This window comes from Oleiphilus sp. HI0125 (assembly GCF_001635355.1).
The window spans coordinates 1-16,637 of record NZ_LWGF01001133.1 but is presented as its reverse complement, the minus strand read 5'-3'; the positions used below and the strand labels follow the sequence as shown (position 1 = coordinate 16,637).

Genomic DNA, 16,637 nt, shown 5'->3' with positions numbered 1-16,637 from the left:
TCTAAGCTTTTGCGCCATTCTCAATCTGGCGTGTGATGTACCACTGCTGTGCTATCGATAAAATGTTGTTTACTAACCAGTAAAGAACCAGCCCAGAAGGGAACCATAAGAAGAATACAGTCATCATCACAGGCATTATCTTCATAATTTTCGCCTGCATTGGATCAGGGGGGGTCGGATTCAACTGCATTTGAATGAACATACTAATGCCCATCAAAATAGGTAACACGAAGAAAGGATCTTGAACTGATAAATCTTCAATCCATAAGAAGAATGGTGCATGACGTAGCTGCACACTCTCCATCAACACCCAATATAGAGCGATAAACACCGGCATTTGAACCAAGATTGGTAAACAGCCTCCCAGCGGATTAATACTTTCTTTACGGTAAAGATCCATCATCGCCTGAGACATTTTCTGGCGATCATCACCATATTGCTCTTTCAGCTGCTGTAATTTCGGCGCAACACGACGCATGTTGGCCATCGAGCGATAACTCGCAGCAGACAATTTAAAGAATAAGGCTTTGACGACGACAGTTACCAAGATAATTGCAACACCCCAGTTCATGACGAGGCCATGCAAGAAATCTAGCAATAAAAACAAAGGATAAGCTACAAAGAATAACCAGCCATAATCTACGGTTAAGTCTAAATTCTTCGCTGTTGCTTCAAGCCGATCGATAATCTTAGGGCCAAGATATAGCTGCCCACCAACACTTGCTTGCTCGCCAGGTGCTACAACAGTCGCAGGACTGATATAACCCATCAAGTAACGACCATTTTTGACACGTGTTTGATACGTTTGAACGACTTCAGAATCGGGAATCCATGCTGAAATAAAGTAGTGCTGAATAAATGCAATCCAACCACCTTGAATCTGTTGATTCACTGGCGACTCGAGCATGTCTTCGAAATCAATTTTTTCATAAGGTTCTTCAGCGCTAGACAGAACCATACCGAGATATGACTGCATACCCAGGCTATTTTGTTGTGATGGATCTACGGTTCTATCACGTACAATCTTGCCAGAAAAATTCGCTTCGAATGTGTTCTGAGATTGATTATCTATTAAATATTCAACGTTAATACGATAATCATCGCGAGCAAATGTATATCGTTTTGTTAAAGCTACGCCATCGTCAGAAGTGAAGTTGAGATCAACTTGTAGCTGTTCTTCATTGTCTGCTAACACATACGAAGACTGGGCACTTTGGTAGATCGGTTTACCGCCATTTTTAGACGAGTCAAAACCGTTTTTGCCAAATAAACCACTTTCGATAATATAAAATCGTTGGTTATCATTTTGAAGCAATGGAAGCGGCGTATTCGTATCAAAACCTTCATCGTAATTGAGCAATAACGCTGATTCTAAGTTACCGCCTTCAGTATTGATTTTCAGATCCAATACATCAGTTACGACAGAAATATACTGACTTGCTACTGATGAGCTAGTTGATTCAGATAACTGTGTCTGTTCTCCCGGTACCGCAAACTCAGCTTCAGAGCTAGTTTCGTTTGAAAAACTCACATCATTTACAACTGATTGTTGTTCTACCTTGGCTTTCGTCTGCGCAGTTCCATAATCCTTGTTCCATTCTAAAACAAGCATATAAGACACGATGGCTAAGCCAACAAAAATAATCGTTCTTTTAATATCCATTCAGTCAAACCAACTAATTCATTATCGTAGGTGCTATAAAATATCTTTATTCTCAGAGTCTTTAGTTAGCGGTACAGGGTCGAATCCGCCTTTACAACCAGGATGGCATCGTCCAATTCTTTTTAATGCTAACCAAGAACCCTTGAGTGGCCCATGCACAGAAATTGCCTCAATTGCGTATTCCGAACAGGTAGGTGAGTACCTACAAGATGGAGGCAACATAGGACTGATTGCTAGTTGATAAAAGCGTATTGGAATTAAAAATAGCTTTTTTAGCATTTCTACATGGACCGTTTAAAAAACCGCCGGCAAGTGTACTACGATTTAGCTCTTTGTTTTAGCTTTCGCCAAATATATTGCAGTTCTTTATTTAAGTTTTCGTTTTCAGCGTCGGCAGCCGAGCGTTTAGCCATAAAGACTAGATTATAGGAAGGAAGCTTATGTTGGGATTGTCGAAAGCTTTCACGTAAAACGCGTTTTATACGATTTCTGTTTACAGCGAATCTAACGTTTTTTTTCGCAACAATGATCCCAAGCTTTGGATGTTGGAGCTCTTGTTTGCTTGCGAGACAGAGAAAATATTGAGTGGAGAATTTGATATCGACGCCACTGAATACGTCAGAATAATCTTTCGCATTCAGAAGGCGTATCGATTTGGGAAAAGTATTATCTGACGTTTCCGTCATTATAGAATGCTTATGCACTCAATGCTTTACGGCCTTTAGCGCGACGACGAGCAAGTACTTGACGACCGCTTTTAGTAGCCATGCGTGCACGGAAACCGTGTGTACGCTTGCGCTTAAGTACGCTTGGTTGGAATGTTCTTTTCATTTGCAATACTCACAAATTGGTTTGGCAAAAATTCAGGGAGCAGGATTGTATGGCTTTTAATCTAAACACGCAAACCTTTTTTATCTTTTCTCGAACGTAGTGAGAGTTAATAAATATAAGAAAAAAGAAATAGATAGTGAATAGTAGTTATTAGTAGGCGCTAACTTCTGTGGGTATCAATAAAAACATGAAAAAAATCAATAGTTTATTGGATTAGTAAGTACGTGCTTAACTATGTAGATAAGCCCTCAATAAGCCTTGGAAGAAATCTTGGATAACTTTTAGTTGTAGTTATTCAACGTGTTATTCATTTTGATTTACACAAGTTAGTAAATGCTTACTGTGGATAAAAAATTTAAAATTTAATTTTGTGCACAAGCTTGTTAGTAAGTTGTTAATTTTTTGATTTTTATAATAAAAACTATTAACAGGCTGTGTATAGCTTTGTTTTTTGCTATAGATATAAGGCTAAACAATAGGTAAACTTACTCTCGTTCGTAGCGCTGTACAGTACATTCATGTCATTTCAGCCAGTCTAGTGTCTGTGTTATTCAATACAGAGCTCAGTGTGACAACTTTTATCCTCTGAGATAAATCATTAATCAATAATTTGTGTGCTTGGGAAATTGATGTCTGAGTCAATTTGGGAAAATTGTCTTGCTCGTTTAGAGGAAGAAGAATCTGCTGATCAATTTGGTATGTGGTTAAAGCCTCTCCAGTTTGATATGCAAGGCGATGTAATTTCATTGTTTGCACCAAACCGATTTGTTTTGGATTTTGTAAAGAATAAATACGTCAAGCGTATTAAGGATCTTATCCAAGAGTTGTCAGGAGCGAATTACGATATCAGATTGTCAATTGGGCAAGCCACTAAGAATAAAGGTCCTGCAAAGCCACTTGTTGAAGTAAGCAAAGTTACTGCACCATTTGAAGCTAGAAATTCATCATCGAATGCTGATCGCGAACAAAATAGTGGAGCTAGCGCATCAAGTTCTGCGCCAAAGCAGGAAAGTCTGGCCTTAGCCACTAAGACGCCTAACCAGTTTAGCGGTGCTGACGATATTTCACATAAGAGTAATCTGAACCCTAAATTTACGTTTGAAACCTTTGTAGAAGGTAAAGCTAACCATATGGCTCGCGCTGCAGCAATGCGAGTAGCTGATGAGCCTGGTTCATCATATAACCCACTGTTTCTTTATGGTGACGTTGGGTTGGGTAAAACACATCTCATGCACGCCGTCGGAAATGAGATAAAAGCACGCAATCCCAATGCGAAAATTGTATATCTGCATTCTGAGCGTTTTGTTGGTGATATGATCAAAGCACTTCAATCTAATGATATTGCGCGATTTAAGAAGTACTATCGATCTCTTGATGTATTGTTGATTGATGACATTCAATTTTTTGCAAAAAAAGAGCGTTCACAGGAAGAGTTTTTTCATACGTTTAACGCCTTACTTGATGGCGATAAACAAGTCATATTGACGAGTGATCGTTATCCTAAAGAAATCGAGAATATGGAAGAGCGTCTAACTTCTCGATTTGGTTGGGGCTTGTCGACGAAATTAGAATCTCCTGAATTAGAAACGCGAGTAGCGATATTAATGCGTAAGGCAGAACAAGAACGTGTTGTGTTACGTGAAGATGCTGCTTTCTTTATTGCTCGACGTGTTCGATCGAATGTAAGAGAGTTAGAGGGCGCTCTTAGATTGGTAGCGGCGAATGCAAGTTTTACACGTCAAGACATCACGCCGACTTTCGCACAGGAATGTTTGAAAGACCTATTATCTGTTCATGATCGGCAGGTAAGTATCGATAATATCCAAAGAACGGTTGCCGAGTACTACAAAATAAAAGTAGCCGATCTTCTTTCTCCCAGAAGAACAAGGTCTATTGCGCGGCCTAGACAAGTCGCTATGGCCTTAGCTAAAGAGTTAACGGAACATAGTTTACCCGAAATAGGGGATGCCTTTGGTGGGCGTGACCATACAACAGTTTTACATGCTTGCAGAAAAATAACTGAACTCAACGAGACAGATGCAAGTATTAGAGAAGATTATTCAAACTTCATGAAAAAATTAACGATGTAAGCAAGGCCAGAAAGAATGAAATTTTCGATTAGCAGAGATGACATATTAAGCCCGCTTCAAATTATTTCAGGCGTGGTTGAGCGAAAGCAAACAATGCCAGTGCTTTCAAATATTCTTGTTGTTGCAGAGCAAGGTCAGGTTTCTTTGACAGGCACAAATATGGAAGTTGAGCTTGTTTGTCAGCTACAAGGCGCCGAAATTTCCGCTGAAGGACGTACTACTATACCTGCACGTAAGTTAGCTGATATTTGTCGCTCTTTACCTTCAGAAGCAACGGTTGAGTTGAGTTTAGAAGCGGATAAAGCACACCTAAGAGCAGGTAAAAGTCATTTTAAATTAGCAACATTACCAGCGGATCAATTCCCTAATACGGAAGATAATCCTCAGGATATTGAAGTTCGATTTAGTGAAGGTGATTTCAAAGCCATGCTCGATGCCACTTCATTTGCGATGGCACAGCAAGACGTTCGATATTATCTAAATGGAATGTTGCTCGAAATTGGAAATCAGTATGTTAAAACGGTTTCGACAGATGGGCATCGTCTAGCCTTGGCCAGCGTTGATACTGTTCAAGTATTACAAGATAAGTTACAGGTTATCGTTCCAAGAAAAGGTGTTCAGGAATTTAGTCGTCTACTTTCTGACTCTGATAATGAGGTTGCTGTCTTTATCGGTGACAATCATATTCAATCTCAAATCGGGAACTATAAATTTACGTCGAAATTGATAGACGGTAAGTTTCCTGAATACGATCGAGTGATACCGCAGGGCGGCGACAAAATTATGATCGCCGATCGTGAATCATTGAAGGCAATGTTTACGCGCGCAAGTATTCTCTCACACGAGAACATTAGAGGTATTCAGCTGCATCTAACTCCCGGTCAAGTTCAAGTGTATGCAAATAACCCTGAGCACGAGCAGGCAGAGGATTCGATTGATGTCATGTATGATGGACCTGAATTGCAAATAGCGTTCAATGTTGGCTATTTGATTGATGTTCTTAATACAATAAAGTCAGACAGCGTAAAAATGACTCTCTCTAATGCTAGTTCGTCCGCGTTACTTGAGTCTGGCGACGAGGATGGTTGCCTTTATGTTGTTATGCCTATGCGACTTTAAATAACGAGGGATAGGGATGAAAGGGTTGTTGGTAGATTCTGTAAAGGGTGCATTTCGACTTACACAGACAGCAAAAGTGCTTGGATTAACGGGGACCAAATGGGTTCTTGGTAAGCGTCCGCCTAACCCTGTTTTGTTGAGACAGGTTTTTGAGCAGTTGGGCTCAACCTATATCAAGTTAGGGCAGTTTATTGCTAGCTCCCCCACATTTTTTCCAAAAGAGTATGTGGATGAGTTTCAATATTGTTTAGATCAAACCCCACCATTTGAATTTTCGGTTGTTAGAAAAATCATTACTCAAGAACTTGGGTGTAGCCCAGAAAAAGTTTATAGCTATATCGAAGAGAAACCATTAGCTTCGGCATCAATCGCGCAAGTACATGCGGCAAAGCTTGTTACTGGTGAAGATGTGGTTATTAAGGTGCAAAAACCAGGTGTTGAAAACGTCCTGTTGACGGACCTTAATTTTCTTTACGTCTGTGCTCGGTTATTAGAAAAAGTCGCACCGAAGTTGTCATGGACATCTATCTCTGGTGTTGTTGAAGAGATTCAAAAGACCATGATGGAAGAATGTGATTTCATTAAAGAAGCGAAAAATCTAGATACTTTTCGTGCTTTTTTATTAGAAAGCGATAATCACGATGTAGTGGTGCCTAAAGTTTATAAACAGGCATGTTCAAGACGTATTCTAACAATGGAAAGATTTTACGGCTCCTCTTTAACGGATTTAGAGAGTATTCGTAAATATTGTGATGACCCTGAAAAAACGCTAATTACAGCTATGAATACTTGGTTTGCCAGTTTGACTCAGTGTGAATTTTTCCACGCTGATGTACATGCCGGTAACTTGATGGTGTTAGACGACGGTCGAATTGGATTTATTGATTTTGGGATCGTTGGTCGGATAAATCCTGGCACGTGGGAAGCTGTCTCGGATTTTATTTCATCTATTATGATCGGGAATTTTGAAGGTATGGCTGATGCGATGATCCGTATCGGTATTACTGACACAGATGTTCAGTCACAGGATTTAGCCGCAGATCTTCGTGGTTTATTCAATAAGATGGATGTAATGGTTCCAGATTATGCGTTGGTAGGGGATTCATCTGGTAGTGATGACGACGATATTAATAATATTTTGATGGAAATGGTTAGGGTAGGGGAAGAGCATGGATTACATTTTCCTAGAGAGTTTGCCCTGCTGCTAAAACAGTTCCTTTATTTTGATCGTTATGTTCATATTTTAGCTCCTGAATTAGATATGTTTGTCGATGCTCGGCTAAGCATGCTGCATTAGAATCTTTTGTAGTACTCTTCAATACACCAGTTATTTGATTTTGTTAGAACATGATTAATAGATTTCAGGTAGCTGGTTTTCGAAATTTAAAAGATCAAACACTCCAGTTTTCGTCTCCATTCACGATTGTTTTTGGAAATAACGGCTCGGGTAAAACTAGTTTCCTTGAAAGTATCTATACTGCTCTGAACGGTAAGTCTTTTCGCTCTGGTAAGACAAAAAACATAATCTCTAATAACAGTAATAAGGACAGCTTCATTGTCCGTGCTGAACTTGAGTTTGCTAATAGATCTCATCAAGTAGCTTTAAGAAAATCTTTAAACGATAAGTATGTTGCCAAAGTCGATGGTGATTTTGTTCAGTCAATCTCCGAGCTTGCATCCATTTACCCTACCCAGATTGTTGAACCGCGTAGCTTTAATGTGTTCGATGGTGGAGCTTCTTCCAGAAGACGTTTATACGATTGGATGATGTTCCACGTGGAACATTCATTCAATGACCTTTTAAAAGTCTACCAAAGTTGTTTAAAGCAACGTAACGCTCTTTTACGAAAAGGTGTTATGAAACCTTCGCATTTAGCACCGTGGGACCGACAACTCTCATACTACGGTTCACAAATTAATAACTTAAGGTTTGAAATTTTTAAGGGTTATCAAAACTATTTTGAATCAGCAATCGGTGAGTTACTAAGTCCTGAAATTGTTGAACACATAACTATAACGCTTAAATCTGGTTGGGACTCAAATCACGATTTATCAAATGTTTTGGCCGAAAGCATAGAGTCCGATATTAAGAAAAGAACAACTCAATTTGGGCCGCATCGTGCTGATCTAAAAATAACTTATTCAGGCTTGCCAATTCAGGAGGGTTTGTCGCGTGGACAGCAAAAGCTCGTTGTCTTAGCAATTCACTTGGCGAACTTACGAATTGTTCGAGAACAAAATAATAGTACCAGTCTTCTTTTGCTGGATGATCTTGCTGCTGAGTTAGATGAACCCAATTTAGCGCGATTATTATGTCTGCTTTATGAAAGCGGAACGTCTGTCATAGCAACAACGCTCGATACAATGCTTTATAGCAGAGTGTTAGAACGCTGTAATTTACTGGATAAAACACGAATGTTTCACGTGGAACATGGTAAGATAAGCGATTATAAATAAACTAATCTGACGTAATTCAGGAAAGCTAATGAGCGATACTCAAAACTCTTATGACTCGTCTAGCATTAAAGTTCTAAAAGGCTTAGATGCGGTAAGAAAACGCCCCGGGATGTATATCGGCGACACCGATGATGGAACCGGTTTGCACCATATGGTTTTTGAGGTTGTTGATAATTCTATCGATGAAGCCTTGGCTGGATATTGTTCAGAAATCAGAGTTACGATTCACGAAGATGAATCTGTATCAGTCTCTGATGATGGTCGAGGAATTCCAACTGATATACATGAAGAAGAGGGTGTATCTGCTGCCGAAGTAATCATGACTGTACTTCACGCAGGTGGTAAGTTTGATGACAACACTTACAAGGTATCTGGTGGTTTACACGGTGTAGGTGTTTCGGTTGTAAATGCTTTATCGAGTAACTTAAAACTTACGATCCGTCGTAATGGTGAAGTGCATGAGCAGGTTTATCACGATGGTGTCCCTCAAGAACGTTTGGCTGTAATTGGAAAAACTGAAACGACTGGTACAGAAATTCATTTCAAGCCATCTCCCGAGACTTTTTCAAATATCAAGTTTCATTATGATTTATTGGCCAAGCGTATTCGTGAACTTGCTTTTTTGAACTCTGGTGTTCGAATTGTCCTACGAGATAATCGTACAGACAAAGAAGAAGTATTTGAGTATGAAGGTGGTTTAAAAGCTTTTGTTGAGTATTTGAATACAAACAAAACTACCATCAATAAAGTATTTTACTTTACAACTCAGCGTGAGGACGGCGTTGGCGTTGAAGTCGCCTTACAATGGAATGATGGCTTCCAAGAGAATATATACTGCTTTACAAATAACATTCCTCAACGAGATGGCGGAACGCATTTAGCAGGTTTTAGAGCCTCTCTAACACGCTCTCTCAATCAATACATTGATCGGGAAGGGTTGGGTAAGAACGCTAAAGTAGCAACGTCTGGAGATGATGCTAGAGAAGGGCTAACAGCGGTAATCTCTGTCAAAGTTCCAGATCCTAAGTTCTCTTCTCAGACTAAAGATAAATTGGTCTCGTCAGAAGTTAAATCAGCAGTTGAACAAGAGATGAATGCTTCATTTGGTGAATATCTAATGGAAGCTCCACAAGAAGCTAAAGCTGTTGTTGGCAAAATGATTGAAGCGGCAAGAGCACGAGAAGCAGCCCGAAAAGCACGAGAAATGACAAGACGTAAAGGTGCTTTAGATATCGCTGGCTTACCAGGTAAGTTGGCAGATTGCCAAGAGAAAGATCCGGCTTTATCTGAACTATACATCGTGGAGGGTGACTCAGCAGGTGGCTCAGCTAAGCAAGGGCGTGATAGAAAAACCCAAGCGATCTTGCCGCTGAAAGGTAAGATTTTAAATGTCGAAAAAGCGCGTTTCGATAAAATGTTGTCTTCTGCTGAAGTTGGCACATTAATTACTGCTCTGGGGTGTGGTATCGGTCGTGAAGAATACGATATTGAAAAACTTCGTTACCATAGCATCATTATTATGACCGATGCTGACGTTGACGGCTCACACATCCGTACTTTATTGCTTACCTTCTTCTTCAGGCAGATGCGTGAAATCATTGAGCGAGGCCATGTCTTTATCGCCATGCCACCTCTTTATAAAGTGAAGAAAGGCAAGCAAGAACAGTATTTAAAAGATGAGAAATCTCTAGAAGCTTATCTGACGCAAACAGCGCTAGATGGTGCACAGTTATTCGTAAATGAAGATGCTCCTGCTTTAACTGGCGAGGCATTAGAAGCCTTAGTAAATGATTATCGTATTGCCTCAGATGCGATTTCAAGATTGTCTCGTACGTACCCTGAGAAAGTCCTTAAAGCATTATTGAAAGTCAAAGGCCTTACTTCTGAAAACTTAAAAGATGAGAATGAAGTAAAAACTTGGACTGATGTATTGGCTGAGAATTTGGGTCTAGACACATCTACCGGTACAAACTACGTGACATCAGTTTTTGCTGATCAAGAAACAGGATTGTTCTTACCTAAGATCGAAGCTTATGTTCATGGAATTTCGACACCATATATATTCAAATCAGACTTCTTTGAATCAGGTTCTTACTTAGCTATTGTGAAAACTGCTGAAGCCTTACTTGGTTTATTAGAAGACAATGCATTTGTGGTGAAGGGTGAAAAGAATATTCCGGTGAAAGACTTCGGTTCTCTCATTGATTTACTTATGAAAGATGCACAGAGAGGATTATCGATCCAACGCTATAAAGGTTTGGGTGAAATGAACCCAGATCAATTATGGGAAACTACAATGGATCCAGACACTCGCAGAATGATGAAGGTAAATATCGAAGACGCCGTTGCAGCTGATATGATATTCACAACGCTAATGGGTGATGAAGTGGAACCTCGTCGAGACTTCATTCAATCTAATGCTCTAGAAGTCACCAACCTAGATGTATAGCTAGAACATTATCGAATGTTCTGTTAAAGCCGTACTTTGAATAAAAGTACGGCTTTTTGTTATCTGATCTTTGCTACTCAGCGTTAGTAGATATTTACTTATAGTTAAAATTCCGACTGATAGCTGACTAACGACAAATAATACGTGGATGAAATATGCTATTGAACGCGCGTGTTCTTGAAGGACCAGAAGAAGTTAGCAAACATGTCGTCATCCTTCATGGGTTATTTGCTTCTTCTGATAATTTATTGAGACTAGGAAAACACTTAGCGGAAGGGTACACCGTCCATTTATTGGATTTGAGAAATCATGGCAATTCATTTCATGTCAGTGATATGAATTATTTATTGATGGCAAATGATGTTAATGAGTACCTAACACATCAAAATATCAACAGCGTCGCTCTTATTGGTCATTCAATGGGAGGGAAAACAGCAATGCAATATGCTTTATCTTACCCAGATACAGTTGAAGCTTTAATCGTTGCTGATATTGCGCCGGTAGAATATAAGCCCGGTCATGTTCAAATCTTGAAGGGTTTAGAGTATTTAGCTAACTATCCTCCAGCAAATAGACAAGAGGCAGATACAGCACTTAATAAGTTTGTGGAAGATGTTGGAGTCAGACAGTTTCTTATTAAGAATTTGAAGGCTGTAGGGGAAGAATCAAAAAAGCTTGGTTGGCGTTTCAACTTAAACGCAATTCAAAGCAATTATTATAATGTTCTTGCAGCGCCGGTTGGCGAAGAATTTAACGGTCCAACATTGTTCATAGCTGGTGCATTGTCAGATTATATTGCGCCAGAATATCGCGATATTACAACGAAATTATTTCCTCATGCCCAATTAAAGGTCATTCCTGATACATCTCATTGGTTACACGCCGAGAAACCCCAAGTCTTTAATGCACTATGTGAGCGTTTCTTATACAAGCATTTCATTTCACAATAGTTATCAACGGAAAGAATACAATATCTCATTATGAACTAGGCTGAATAAATGCGGTGTTTTTAAGCGTTTAAGCCTGTTGTAAATCTATTTGAAATAGATGACACTGATTGAGTCGCTAATGATGACGCTGAAATGTCCGAACTTTCGGGCGAACAATAATAATGCGAATCGTGGTGGCATCAATTTTGTATATAGAGCTCACATCAGTGCATGTGTCAGCTTTCTGTTGTTGCTTAGGTGCGCTGCGAAATCCTTTTTGGAAGAAAACAAAAACTTAGGAGAACACGAATGTTGAAATTCTCTTCATTGGTCGCTGCAGGTCTTGCAGTAGGCTTATCTTTTGGTGCAAATGCAGGAACGCTTGAAGACGTTAAAAAACGCGGAATGCTTTCTTGTGGTGTGAGTACTGGTCTTGCTGGATTTTCTCAGAAAGACGAAAAGGGTGAATGGAGTGGTCTAGATGTCGACGTCTGTAAAGCTGTTGCAGCAGCTGTTTTAGGCGATGCATCTAAGGTTCAATACAAGCCTTTAACTGCTAAAGAGCGTTTTACAGCGCTTCAGTCTGGTGAGATTGATATCTTATCTCGTAACACTACATGGACACACACTCGTGACACCTCTCTGGGATTAAACTTTGCAGGCGTTAACTACTACGACGGTCAAGGTTTCATGGTGTCGAAAAAGCTTGGTGTTAAAAGTGCTCTTGAGTTAGATGGTGCTGCGGCTTGTATTCAAGCTGGTACAACAACTGAGTTGAACTTAGCAGATTATTTCCGTGCAAACGGTATGAAATATACTGCTGTAACATTTGATACTTCAGATCAAACACGTGCTGGTTTTGAAAGTGGTCGTTGTGATGTTCTTACTTCTGACCAATCGCAGTTATACGCAATTCGTATTGGTTTGAAGGATCCAGATTCAGCAATGGTTCTTCCAGAGGTTATCTCTAAGGAACCTCTAGGTCCAGTTGTTCGTCAGGGTGATGACGAGTGGTTCAACATCGCTAAGTGGTCTTTGGTAGCAATGATCGAAGCTGAGTTCTTGGGTGTCGATTCTGCGAACGCAGCTGATATGAAAGACAACGGTAAGCCTGCTCAGAAGCGTCTTCTTGGGACTGAAGGTGATGCTGGCGAGAAGCTTGGTTTAAGTGCTGATTGGGCTTACAACATCGTTTCACAAGTAGGTAATTACGGCGAGTCATTCGAGCGTAATGTAGGTATGGGTTCTCCTCTTAAAATTGCACGTGGCATTAACGAGCAATGGAATAAAGGTGGCTTCCTATACTCACCACCGATTCGTTAATTCGAATAGGTAAATAAAGGGGCTTTATGCCCCTTTTGCCGTTCTAAATTACACCCCAAGACTAGAGGCACTATATGTCCGAAGAAATTCGTGCAAAAGCATCAAGCTCAGGCTCAATGCTCAATAACCCAAGAGTTAGGGCCATCTTATATCAGGCTTTACTATTGTTTGGACTGGGTTATTTTTTCTATTCTATAGTTTCAAATGCGCTGAACAATATGGAGGCGCGAGGCATAAAGAGCGGTTTTGATTTTCTATTTACCGCCTCTGGTTTCGATATACTCATGACCCTGGTGCCGTATTCGGCAACGTCAACATATGGAATGACATTTGTTGTTGGGTTGTTAAATACAATTTTAGTCTCGATCGTTGGGATTTTCTTTGCGACCGTTTTAGGCTTTCTTATAGGTGTTGCATATTTTTCCAACAACTGGCTTATTAAACGCTTATCTGTTGTTTATGTAGAAACCTTCAGAAATATCCCATTATTGTTACAAGTATTCTTCTGGTATTTCGCTGTTTTAGCATCGTTGCCAAGCGCGCGCGAGAGCTTAAGTTTAGGCGAAGTCATCTTCCTCAATGTACGTGGATTATATTTACCTGATTTAGTTGGTGGCGCTGGCTCATCCATTGTTTATGGTTCGATTGTTGTAGCTATCGCAGCAATAGTTTTTCTTAAGAAATGGGCTAAAAAACGTCAAGACGATACAGGAGAGCAGTTCCCCGTTGCGTTAACAAGTCTTGGGATCCTTTTGGGGCTGCCACTTATCACCCTTTTCATAATGGGTGTTCCTTTCACATGGGATTTTCCTGAGCTCAAAGGTTTTAATTTCCGTGGAGGAATTACTGTTATACCTGAGTTAATGGCACTGACTATTGCTCTGTCTGTTTATACGGGAGCTTTTATCGCAGAAGCGGTAAGAGCGGGAGTTCAATCTGTTCCACATGGGCAAACTGAAGCAGCGCGCAGTATTGGTCTGCGTGAAAACAGAATTATGTCGTTGATCATTGTTCCTCAAGCGATGCGAGTAATTGTTCCTCTGTTGAATTCTGAATATCAAAGTTTGGTGAAAAACTCTACGTTGGCAACAGCCATTGGTTACCCTGATTTGTTTACAGTCTTCGTAGGCACATCGCTTAATCAGACAGGACAAGCTATAGAGATTGTATTTATGACGATGGCCGTTTATTTCGTCATTAATATGACGATCTCATTCTTAATGAATCGGTTTAACGCTAGCGTTGCGTTAGTCGAACGTAAATAGGAGAGGGTGATATGAGAGTTTTTAAACCGCAAGAAGCTCAGCCAGCTCCAGAGGAGACTATGGGCGTAGCTGCTTGGATTAGAGCTAACTTGTTTTCTAATGTTCCAAATTCCATCGCCACGATCGTAATTCTAGGCTTATTGGCGAGCGTTTTACCTGGCTTAATTGATTGGTTATTCATTCAAGCAAATTGGTCCGGCAACGCACAGGCTGATTGTACAAATGATAATGGGGCTTGTTGGGTATTCGTTTCTGCTTGGATGCAGCAATTCTTATATGGAAGTTATCCTACAGGAGAACTGTGGCGAGTAAATACAGGTTTAGTAGCATTGATCTTGGTTATTGCTGCGCCATACGCATTGCCTAAACATCTGCGTAATACTGTGGGTGTACCATTATTTTTGGCTTATCCGTTTATTTGTGCGGCCTTATTAGATGGTCGGCTCTTTGGATTAGAATTTGTAAGCACAGATTATTGGGGTGGTTTTTCTCTTAATATTTTTCTAGCTGCTGCAAGCATCATTATTGCCTTTCCTTTGAGTTTCCTATGGGCTCTAGGACGTCGATCAGACATGCCTTTTATACGAAGTGTGTGTGTTGTATTGATCGAATTTTTCCGTGGTGTTCCGGTTCTCGCATTGTTCTTTATGGGATCAGTAATGCTTCCATTGTTTTTTCCTGAGGGAACGAACGTAGACAAGTTATTGCGTGTGTGGATTGTTCTAATTCTATTTATGTCAGGATATATGGCTGAAGTATTTAGAGGTGGGTTCCAGGCAATTCCACAAGGACAATATGAAGCCGCAGATTCACTAGGTCTAAGTTACTGGCAAAAAACACTGCTGATAATCTTTCCACAAGTAATTAAGGTTTCAATGCCAAACATCTTGGCAACGTTCATCATGCTATTCAAGAATACAACTTTCTTATTGATCATTGGTATTTTTGAATTGTTGAGTACAACACAAACCGCACTTACAAACTCAAATTGGTTAGGAGGGCATGCTCCTGAAGGGTATATATTTGTAGCTGTTGTATTTTGGGTGTGTTGTTTTGGTATGTCGATGATCAGTGCAAATATCGAGAAGAAACTAGATACGAGTCATAGGAATTAGGGGTTATTACACATGAGTGAAAATACACAAGAAACAGTTCAGACCGCTTCTTCTGATGAACCGGTAATACAAATTAAAGATTTAAATAAGTGGTACGGAAATTTTCATGTACTGAAAAACATCAATTTAGATGTAAAGAAGGGCGAGAAGATAGTAATTTGTGGTCCTTCTGGTTCCGGTAAATCAACGATGATTCGTTGTATCAATCGCTTAGAAGAATTCCAACGTGGTTCTTTAGTGGTTAATGGAATTGAGATGATTGAAGATGTTAAGAATATCGAAACTATTCGTCGCGAAGTAGGGATGGTATTCCAGCACTTTAACCTGTTTCCGCATTTAACGATTCTAGAAAATCTCACCTTAGGGCCAATTTGGGTTCAGAAAAAGCCGAAAGAAGAAGCAGAAGCAACGGCAATGAAATACCTAGAGCGCGTTAAAATACCGGATCAGGCGAATAAATTCCCAGGACAGTTATCTGGTGGACAACAACAGCGTGTAGCGATTGCTAGGTCTCTATGTATGAACCCACAGATTATGTTGTTTGATGAGCCAACATCTGCGCTTGATCCAGAAATGATTAAAGAGGTTCTTGACGTGATGGTCGAGCTAGCTGATGAAGGGATGACGATGCTTTGTGTTACCCATGAAATGGGCTTCGCCAAAAAGGTTGCTGACCGAGTCATATTTATGGACGCGGGAGAAATCGTTGAACAGAATACGCCCGATGTATTCTTTGATCACCCTGAAACTGATCGCTTGCAGCTGTTCCTCAGTCAAATACTTGATCATTAAACTAAAAAGGCGGGGACTTGATCAGTTACCCGCCTTTTTAATGTTCTATGCTTTAATCGCTGCGTTCGTAGCTGCTGAGTCCTCACTTCTTTTTCGTTCAAGAAGTTTCTTAGTTTGATGATCTAGAAACGTGCCTAGCGTATAAGTAATACCAAAAAGAACAGATAATGCAGCTAAAAGAAATGCGACATGTACATCAATAAACATGTTTAAAATATCCCTAATTAAATCTAAACGCCCTTTTAAAACGCTTGTTTGAATTTCGAAACAGATAGTATACAAATTAACCATAAAGATCAACATTTAACCATTTGGTTAGTTTGTATTTAAGATAATCTATCTTTCTAAAAGGGCTAGGTCCTCGAGAGAGTTTGCATTGTCAAAACAAACAGAAGGGCCGGTTGCCCAAATAACCCCTTCATCTTCAAGCCACTTAATTAACTTAAAGTGCCGTGAAGTAATCGCACGCATTACCGAACCAAGAGAGCTCTTAGGTAGACAGCAATGTAATGGGTGCTTTTGATTGTTCTGTATTAAAGCGACGGGTTTTAAATCAGTCCCTGATTCAAGCTGCGTGATAATATGGTTAGCAATAACGGTAAAG

Annotated in this window: 16 protein-coding genes; 10 read left to right on the top strand and 6 right to left on the bottom strand. The window is 40.0% G+C overall.

Going from position 1 to position 16,637, the window contains the following annotated elements; genetic code table 11:
• Position 1 precedes the first annotated feature (1 nt).
• From yidC to rpmH, 4 genes are read right to left on the bottom strand one after another with little or no spacing between them, the layout of a single operon-like run.
• Positions 2-1,663, bottom strand: a complete 1,662-nt coding sequence (gene yidC, locus A3762_RS19620; RefSeq protein ID WP_068757226.1) for a membrane protein insertase YidC — start codon at positions 1,661-1,663, stop codon at positions 2-4.
• Positions 1,664-1,696: 33 nt separating this feature from the next.
• On the bottom strand, positions 1,697-1,942 hold the full coding sequence (gene yidD / locus A3762_RS26095) for a membrane protein insertion efficiency factor YidD (RefSeq protein ID WP_082869252.1): 246 nt from the start codon (positions 1,940-1,942) through the stop codon (positions 1,697-1,699).
• A gap of 38 nt (positions 1,943-1,980) precedes the next feature.
• Positions 1,981-2,349 (bottom strand): ribonuclease P protein component, encoded by a 369-nt coding sequence (gene rnpA, locus A3762_RS28925; protein WP_068757225.1) that lies wholly within the window; start codon positions 2,347-2,349, stop codon positions 1,981-1,983.
• Between the two features lie 10 nt (positions 2,350-2,359).
• Positions 2,360-2,494: a 50S ribosomal protein L34 gene (gene rpmH / locus A3762_RS26090; protein WP_082869251.1), complete on the bottom strand. Its 135-nt coding sequence runs from the start codon at positions 2,492-2,494 to the stop codon at positions 2,360-2,362.
• A 629-nt stretch (positions 2,495-3,123) separates the two neighbouring features.
• Between rpmH and dnaA the strand changes: the two genes are divergently transcribed.
• From dnaA to A3762_RS19565, 10 genes are all read left to right on the top strand, one after another.
• Entirely contained in the window at positions 3,124-4,584 is a 1,461-nt protein-coding gene (gene dnaA / locus A3762_RS19610; protein WP_068757224.1) for a chromosomal replication initiator protein DnaA, read from the top strand.
• Positions 4,585-4,599: 15 nt separating this feature from the next.
• On the top strand, positions 4,600-5,703 hold the full coding sequence (gene dnaN, locus A3762_RS19605; RefSeq protein ID WP_068477560.1) for a DNA polymerase III subunit beta: 1,104 nt from the start codon (positions 4,600-4,602) through the stop codon (positions 5,701-5,703).
• Positions 5,704-5,719: 16 nt separating this feature from the next.
• Positions 5,720-7,000 carry an AarF/ABC1/UbiB kinase family protein gene (locus tag A3762_RS19600; RefSeq protein ID WP_068757223.1) on the top strand — a complete coding sequence of 427 codons (1,281 nt, stop codon included), beginning with the start codon at positions 5,720-5,722 and terminating at the stop codon, positions 6,998-7,000.
• A 50-nt stretch (positions 7,001-7,050) separates the two neighbouring features.
• Positions 7,051-8,160 carry a DNA replication/repair protein RecF gene (locus tag A3762_RS19595; RefSeq protein ID WP_068757222.1) on the top strand — a complete coding sequence of 370 codons (1,110 nt, stop codon included), beginning with the start codon at positions 7,051-7,053 and terminating at the stop codon, positions 8,158-8,160.
• Between the two features lie 28 nt (positions 8,161-8,188).
• On the top strand, positions 8,189-10,609 hold the full coding sequence (gene gyrB / locus A3762_RS19590) for a DNA topoisomerase (ATP-hydrolyzing) subunit B (RefSeq protein ID WP_068757221.1): 2,421 nt from the start codon (positions 8,189-8,191) through the stop codon (positions 10,607-10,609).
• A 161-nt stretch (positions 10,610-10,770) separates the two neighbouring features.
• Positions 10,771-11,559, top strand: coding sequence for an alpha/beta fold hydrolase (locus A3762_RS19585; RefSeq protein ID WP_231878869.1), 789 nt, complete (start codon positions 10,771-10,773; stop codon positions 11,557-11,559).
• A 288-nt stretch (positions 11,560-11,847) separates the two neighbouring features.
• Positions 11,848-12,861, top strand: coding sequence for an amino acid ABC transporter substrate-binding protein (locus A3762_RS19580; protein ID WP_068474931.1), 1,014 nt, complete (start codon positions 11,848-11,850; stop codon positions 12,859-12,861).
• Positions 12,862-12,935: 74 nt separating this feature from the next.
• The gene (locus tag A3762_RS19575) at positions 12,936-14,126 is read left to right on the top strand and encodes an amino acid ABC transporter permease (protein WP_068474934.1); all 1,191 of its coding nucleotides are present in this window, start codon (positions 12,936-12,938) and stop codon (positions 14,124-14,126) included.
• 11 nt (positions 14,127-14,137) lie between these two features.
• A complete protein-coding gene (locus A3762_RS19570) occupies positions 14,138-15,241 on the top strand; it encodes an amino acid ABC transporter permease (protein ID WP_068757219.1) in 1,104 nt (367 codons plus the stop codon).
• 12 nt (positions 15,242-15,253) lie between these two features.
• Positions 15,254-16,033: an amino acid ABC transporter ATP-binding protein gene (locus A3762_RS19565; RefSeq protein ID WP_068757218.1), complete on the top strand. Its 780-nt coding sequence runs from the start codon at positions 15,254-15,256 to the stop codon at positions 16,031-16,033.
• 45 nt (positions 16,034-16,078) lie between these two features.
• Here A3762_RS19565 and A3762_RS26645 read toward each other — a convergent pair whose 3' ends face one another.
• Together A3762_RS26645 and A3762_RS28485 are read right to left on the bottom strand one after the other, a co-directional pair.
• Positions 16,079-16,240, bottom strand: coding sequence for a hypothetical protein (locus A3762_RS26645; RefSeq protein WP_156493609.1), 162 nt, complete (start codon positions 16,238-16,240; stop codon positions 16,079-16,081).
• 129 nt (positions 16,241-16,369) lie between these two features.
• The coding region (locus A3762_RS28485; protein WP_231878868.1) for a hypothetical protein at positions 16,370-16,637 on the bottom strand (268 nt) is incomplete at its 5' end.

What these genes read in the sequence shown, in the direction of transcription:
- yidC (WP_068757226.1), bottom strand. Translation starts at nt 1,663, where the DNA reads ATGGATATTAAAAGAACGATTATTTTTGTTGGCTTAGCCATCGTGTCT.
- yidD (WP_082869252.1), bottom strand. Translation starts at nt 1,942, where the DNA reads ATGCTAAAAAAGCTATTTTTAATTCCAATACGCTTTTATCAACTAGCA.
- rnpA (WP_068757225.1), bottom strand. Translation starts at nt 2,349, where the DNA reads ATGACGGAAACGTCAGATAATACTTTTCCCAAATCGATACGCCTTCTG.
- rpmH (WP_082869251.1), bottom strand. Translation starts at nt 2,494, where the DNA reads ATGAAAAGAACATTCCAACCAAGCGTACTTAAGCGCAAGCGTACACAC.
- dnaA (WP_068757224.1), top strand. Translation starts at nt 3,124, where the DNA reads ATGTCTGAGTCAATTTGGGAAAATTGTCTTGCTCGTTTAGAGGAAGAA.
- dnaN (WP_068477560.1), top strand. Translation starts at nt 4,600, where the DNA reads ATGAAATTTTCGATTAGCAGAGATGACATATTAAGCCCGCTTCAAATT.
- A3762_RS19600 (WP_068757223.1), top strand. Translation starts at nt 5,720, where the DNA reads ATGAAAGGGTTGTTGGTAGATTCTGTAAAGGGTGCATTTCGACTTACA.
- A3762_RS19595 (WP_068757222.1), top strand. Translation starts at nt 7,051, where the DNA reads ATGATTAATAGATTTCAGGTAGCTGGTTTTCGAAATTTAAAAGATCAA.
- gyrB (WP_068757221.1), top strand. Translation starts at nt 8,189, where the DNA reads ATGAGCGATACTCAAAACTCTTATGACTCGTCTAGCATTAAAGTTCTA.
- A3762_RS19580 (WP_068474931.1), top strand. Translation starts at nt 11,848, where the DNA reads ATGTTGAAATTCTCTTCATTGGTCGCTGCAGGTCTTGCAGTAGGCTTA.
- A3762_RS19575 (WP_068474934.1), top strand. Translation starts at nt 12,936, where the DNA reads ATGTCCGAAGAAATTCGTGCAAAAGCATCAAGCTCAGGCTCAATGCTC.
- A3762_RS19570 (WP_068757219.1), top strand. Translation starts at nt 14,138, where the DNA reads ATGAGAGTTTTTAAACCGCAAGAAGCTCAGCCAGCTCCAGAGGAGACT.
- A3762_RS19565 (WP_068757218.1), top strand. Translation starts at nt 15,254, where the DNA reads ATGAGTGAAAATACACAAGAAACAGTTCAGACCGCTTCTTCTGATGAA.
- A3762_RS26645 (WP_156493609.1), bottom strand. Translation starts at nt 16,240, where the DNA reads ATGTTTATTGATGTACATGTCGCATTTCTTTTAGCTGCATTATCTGTT.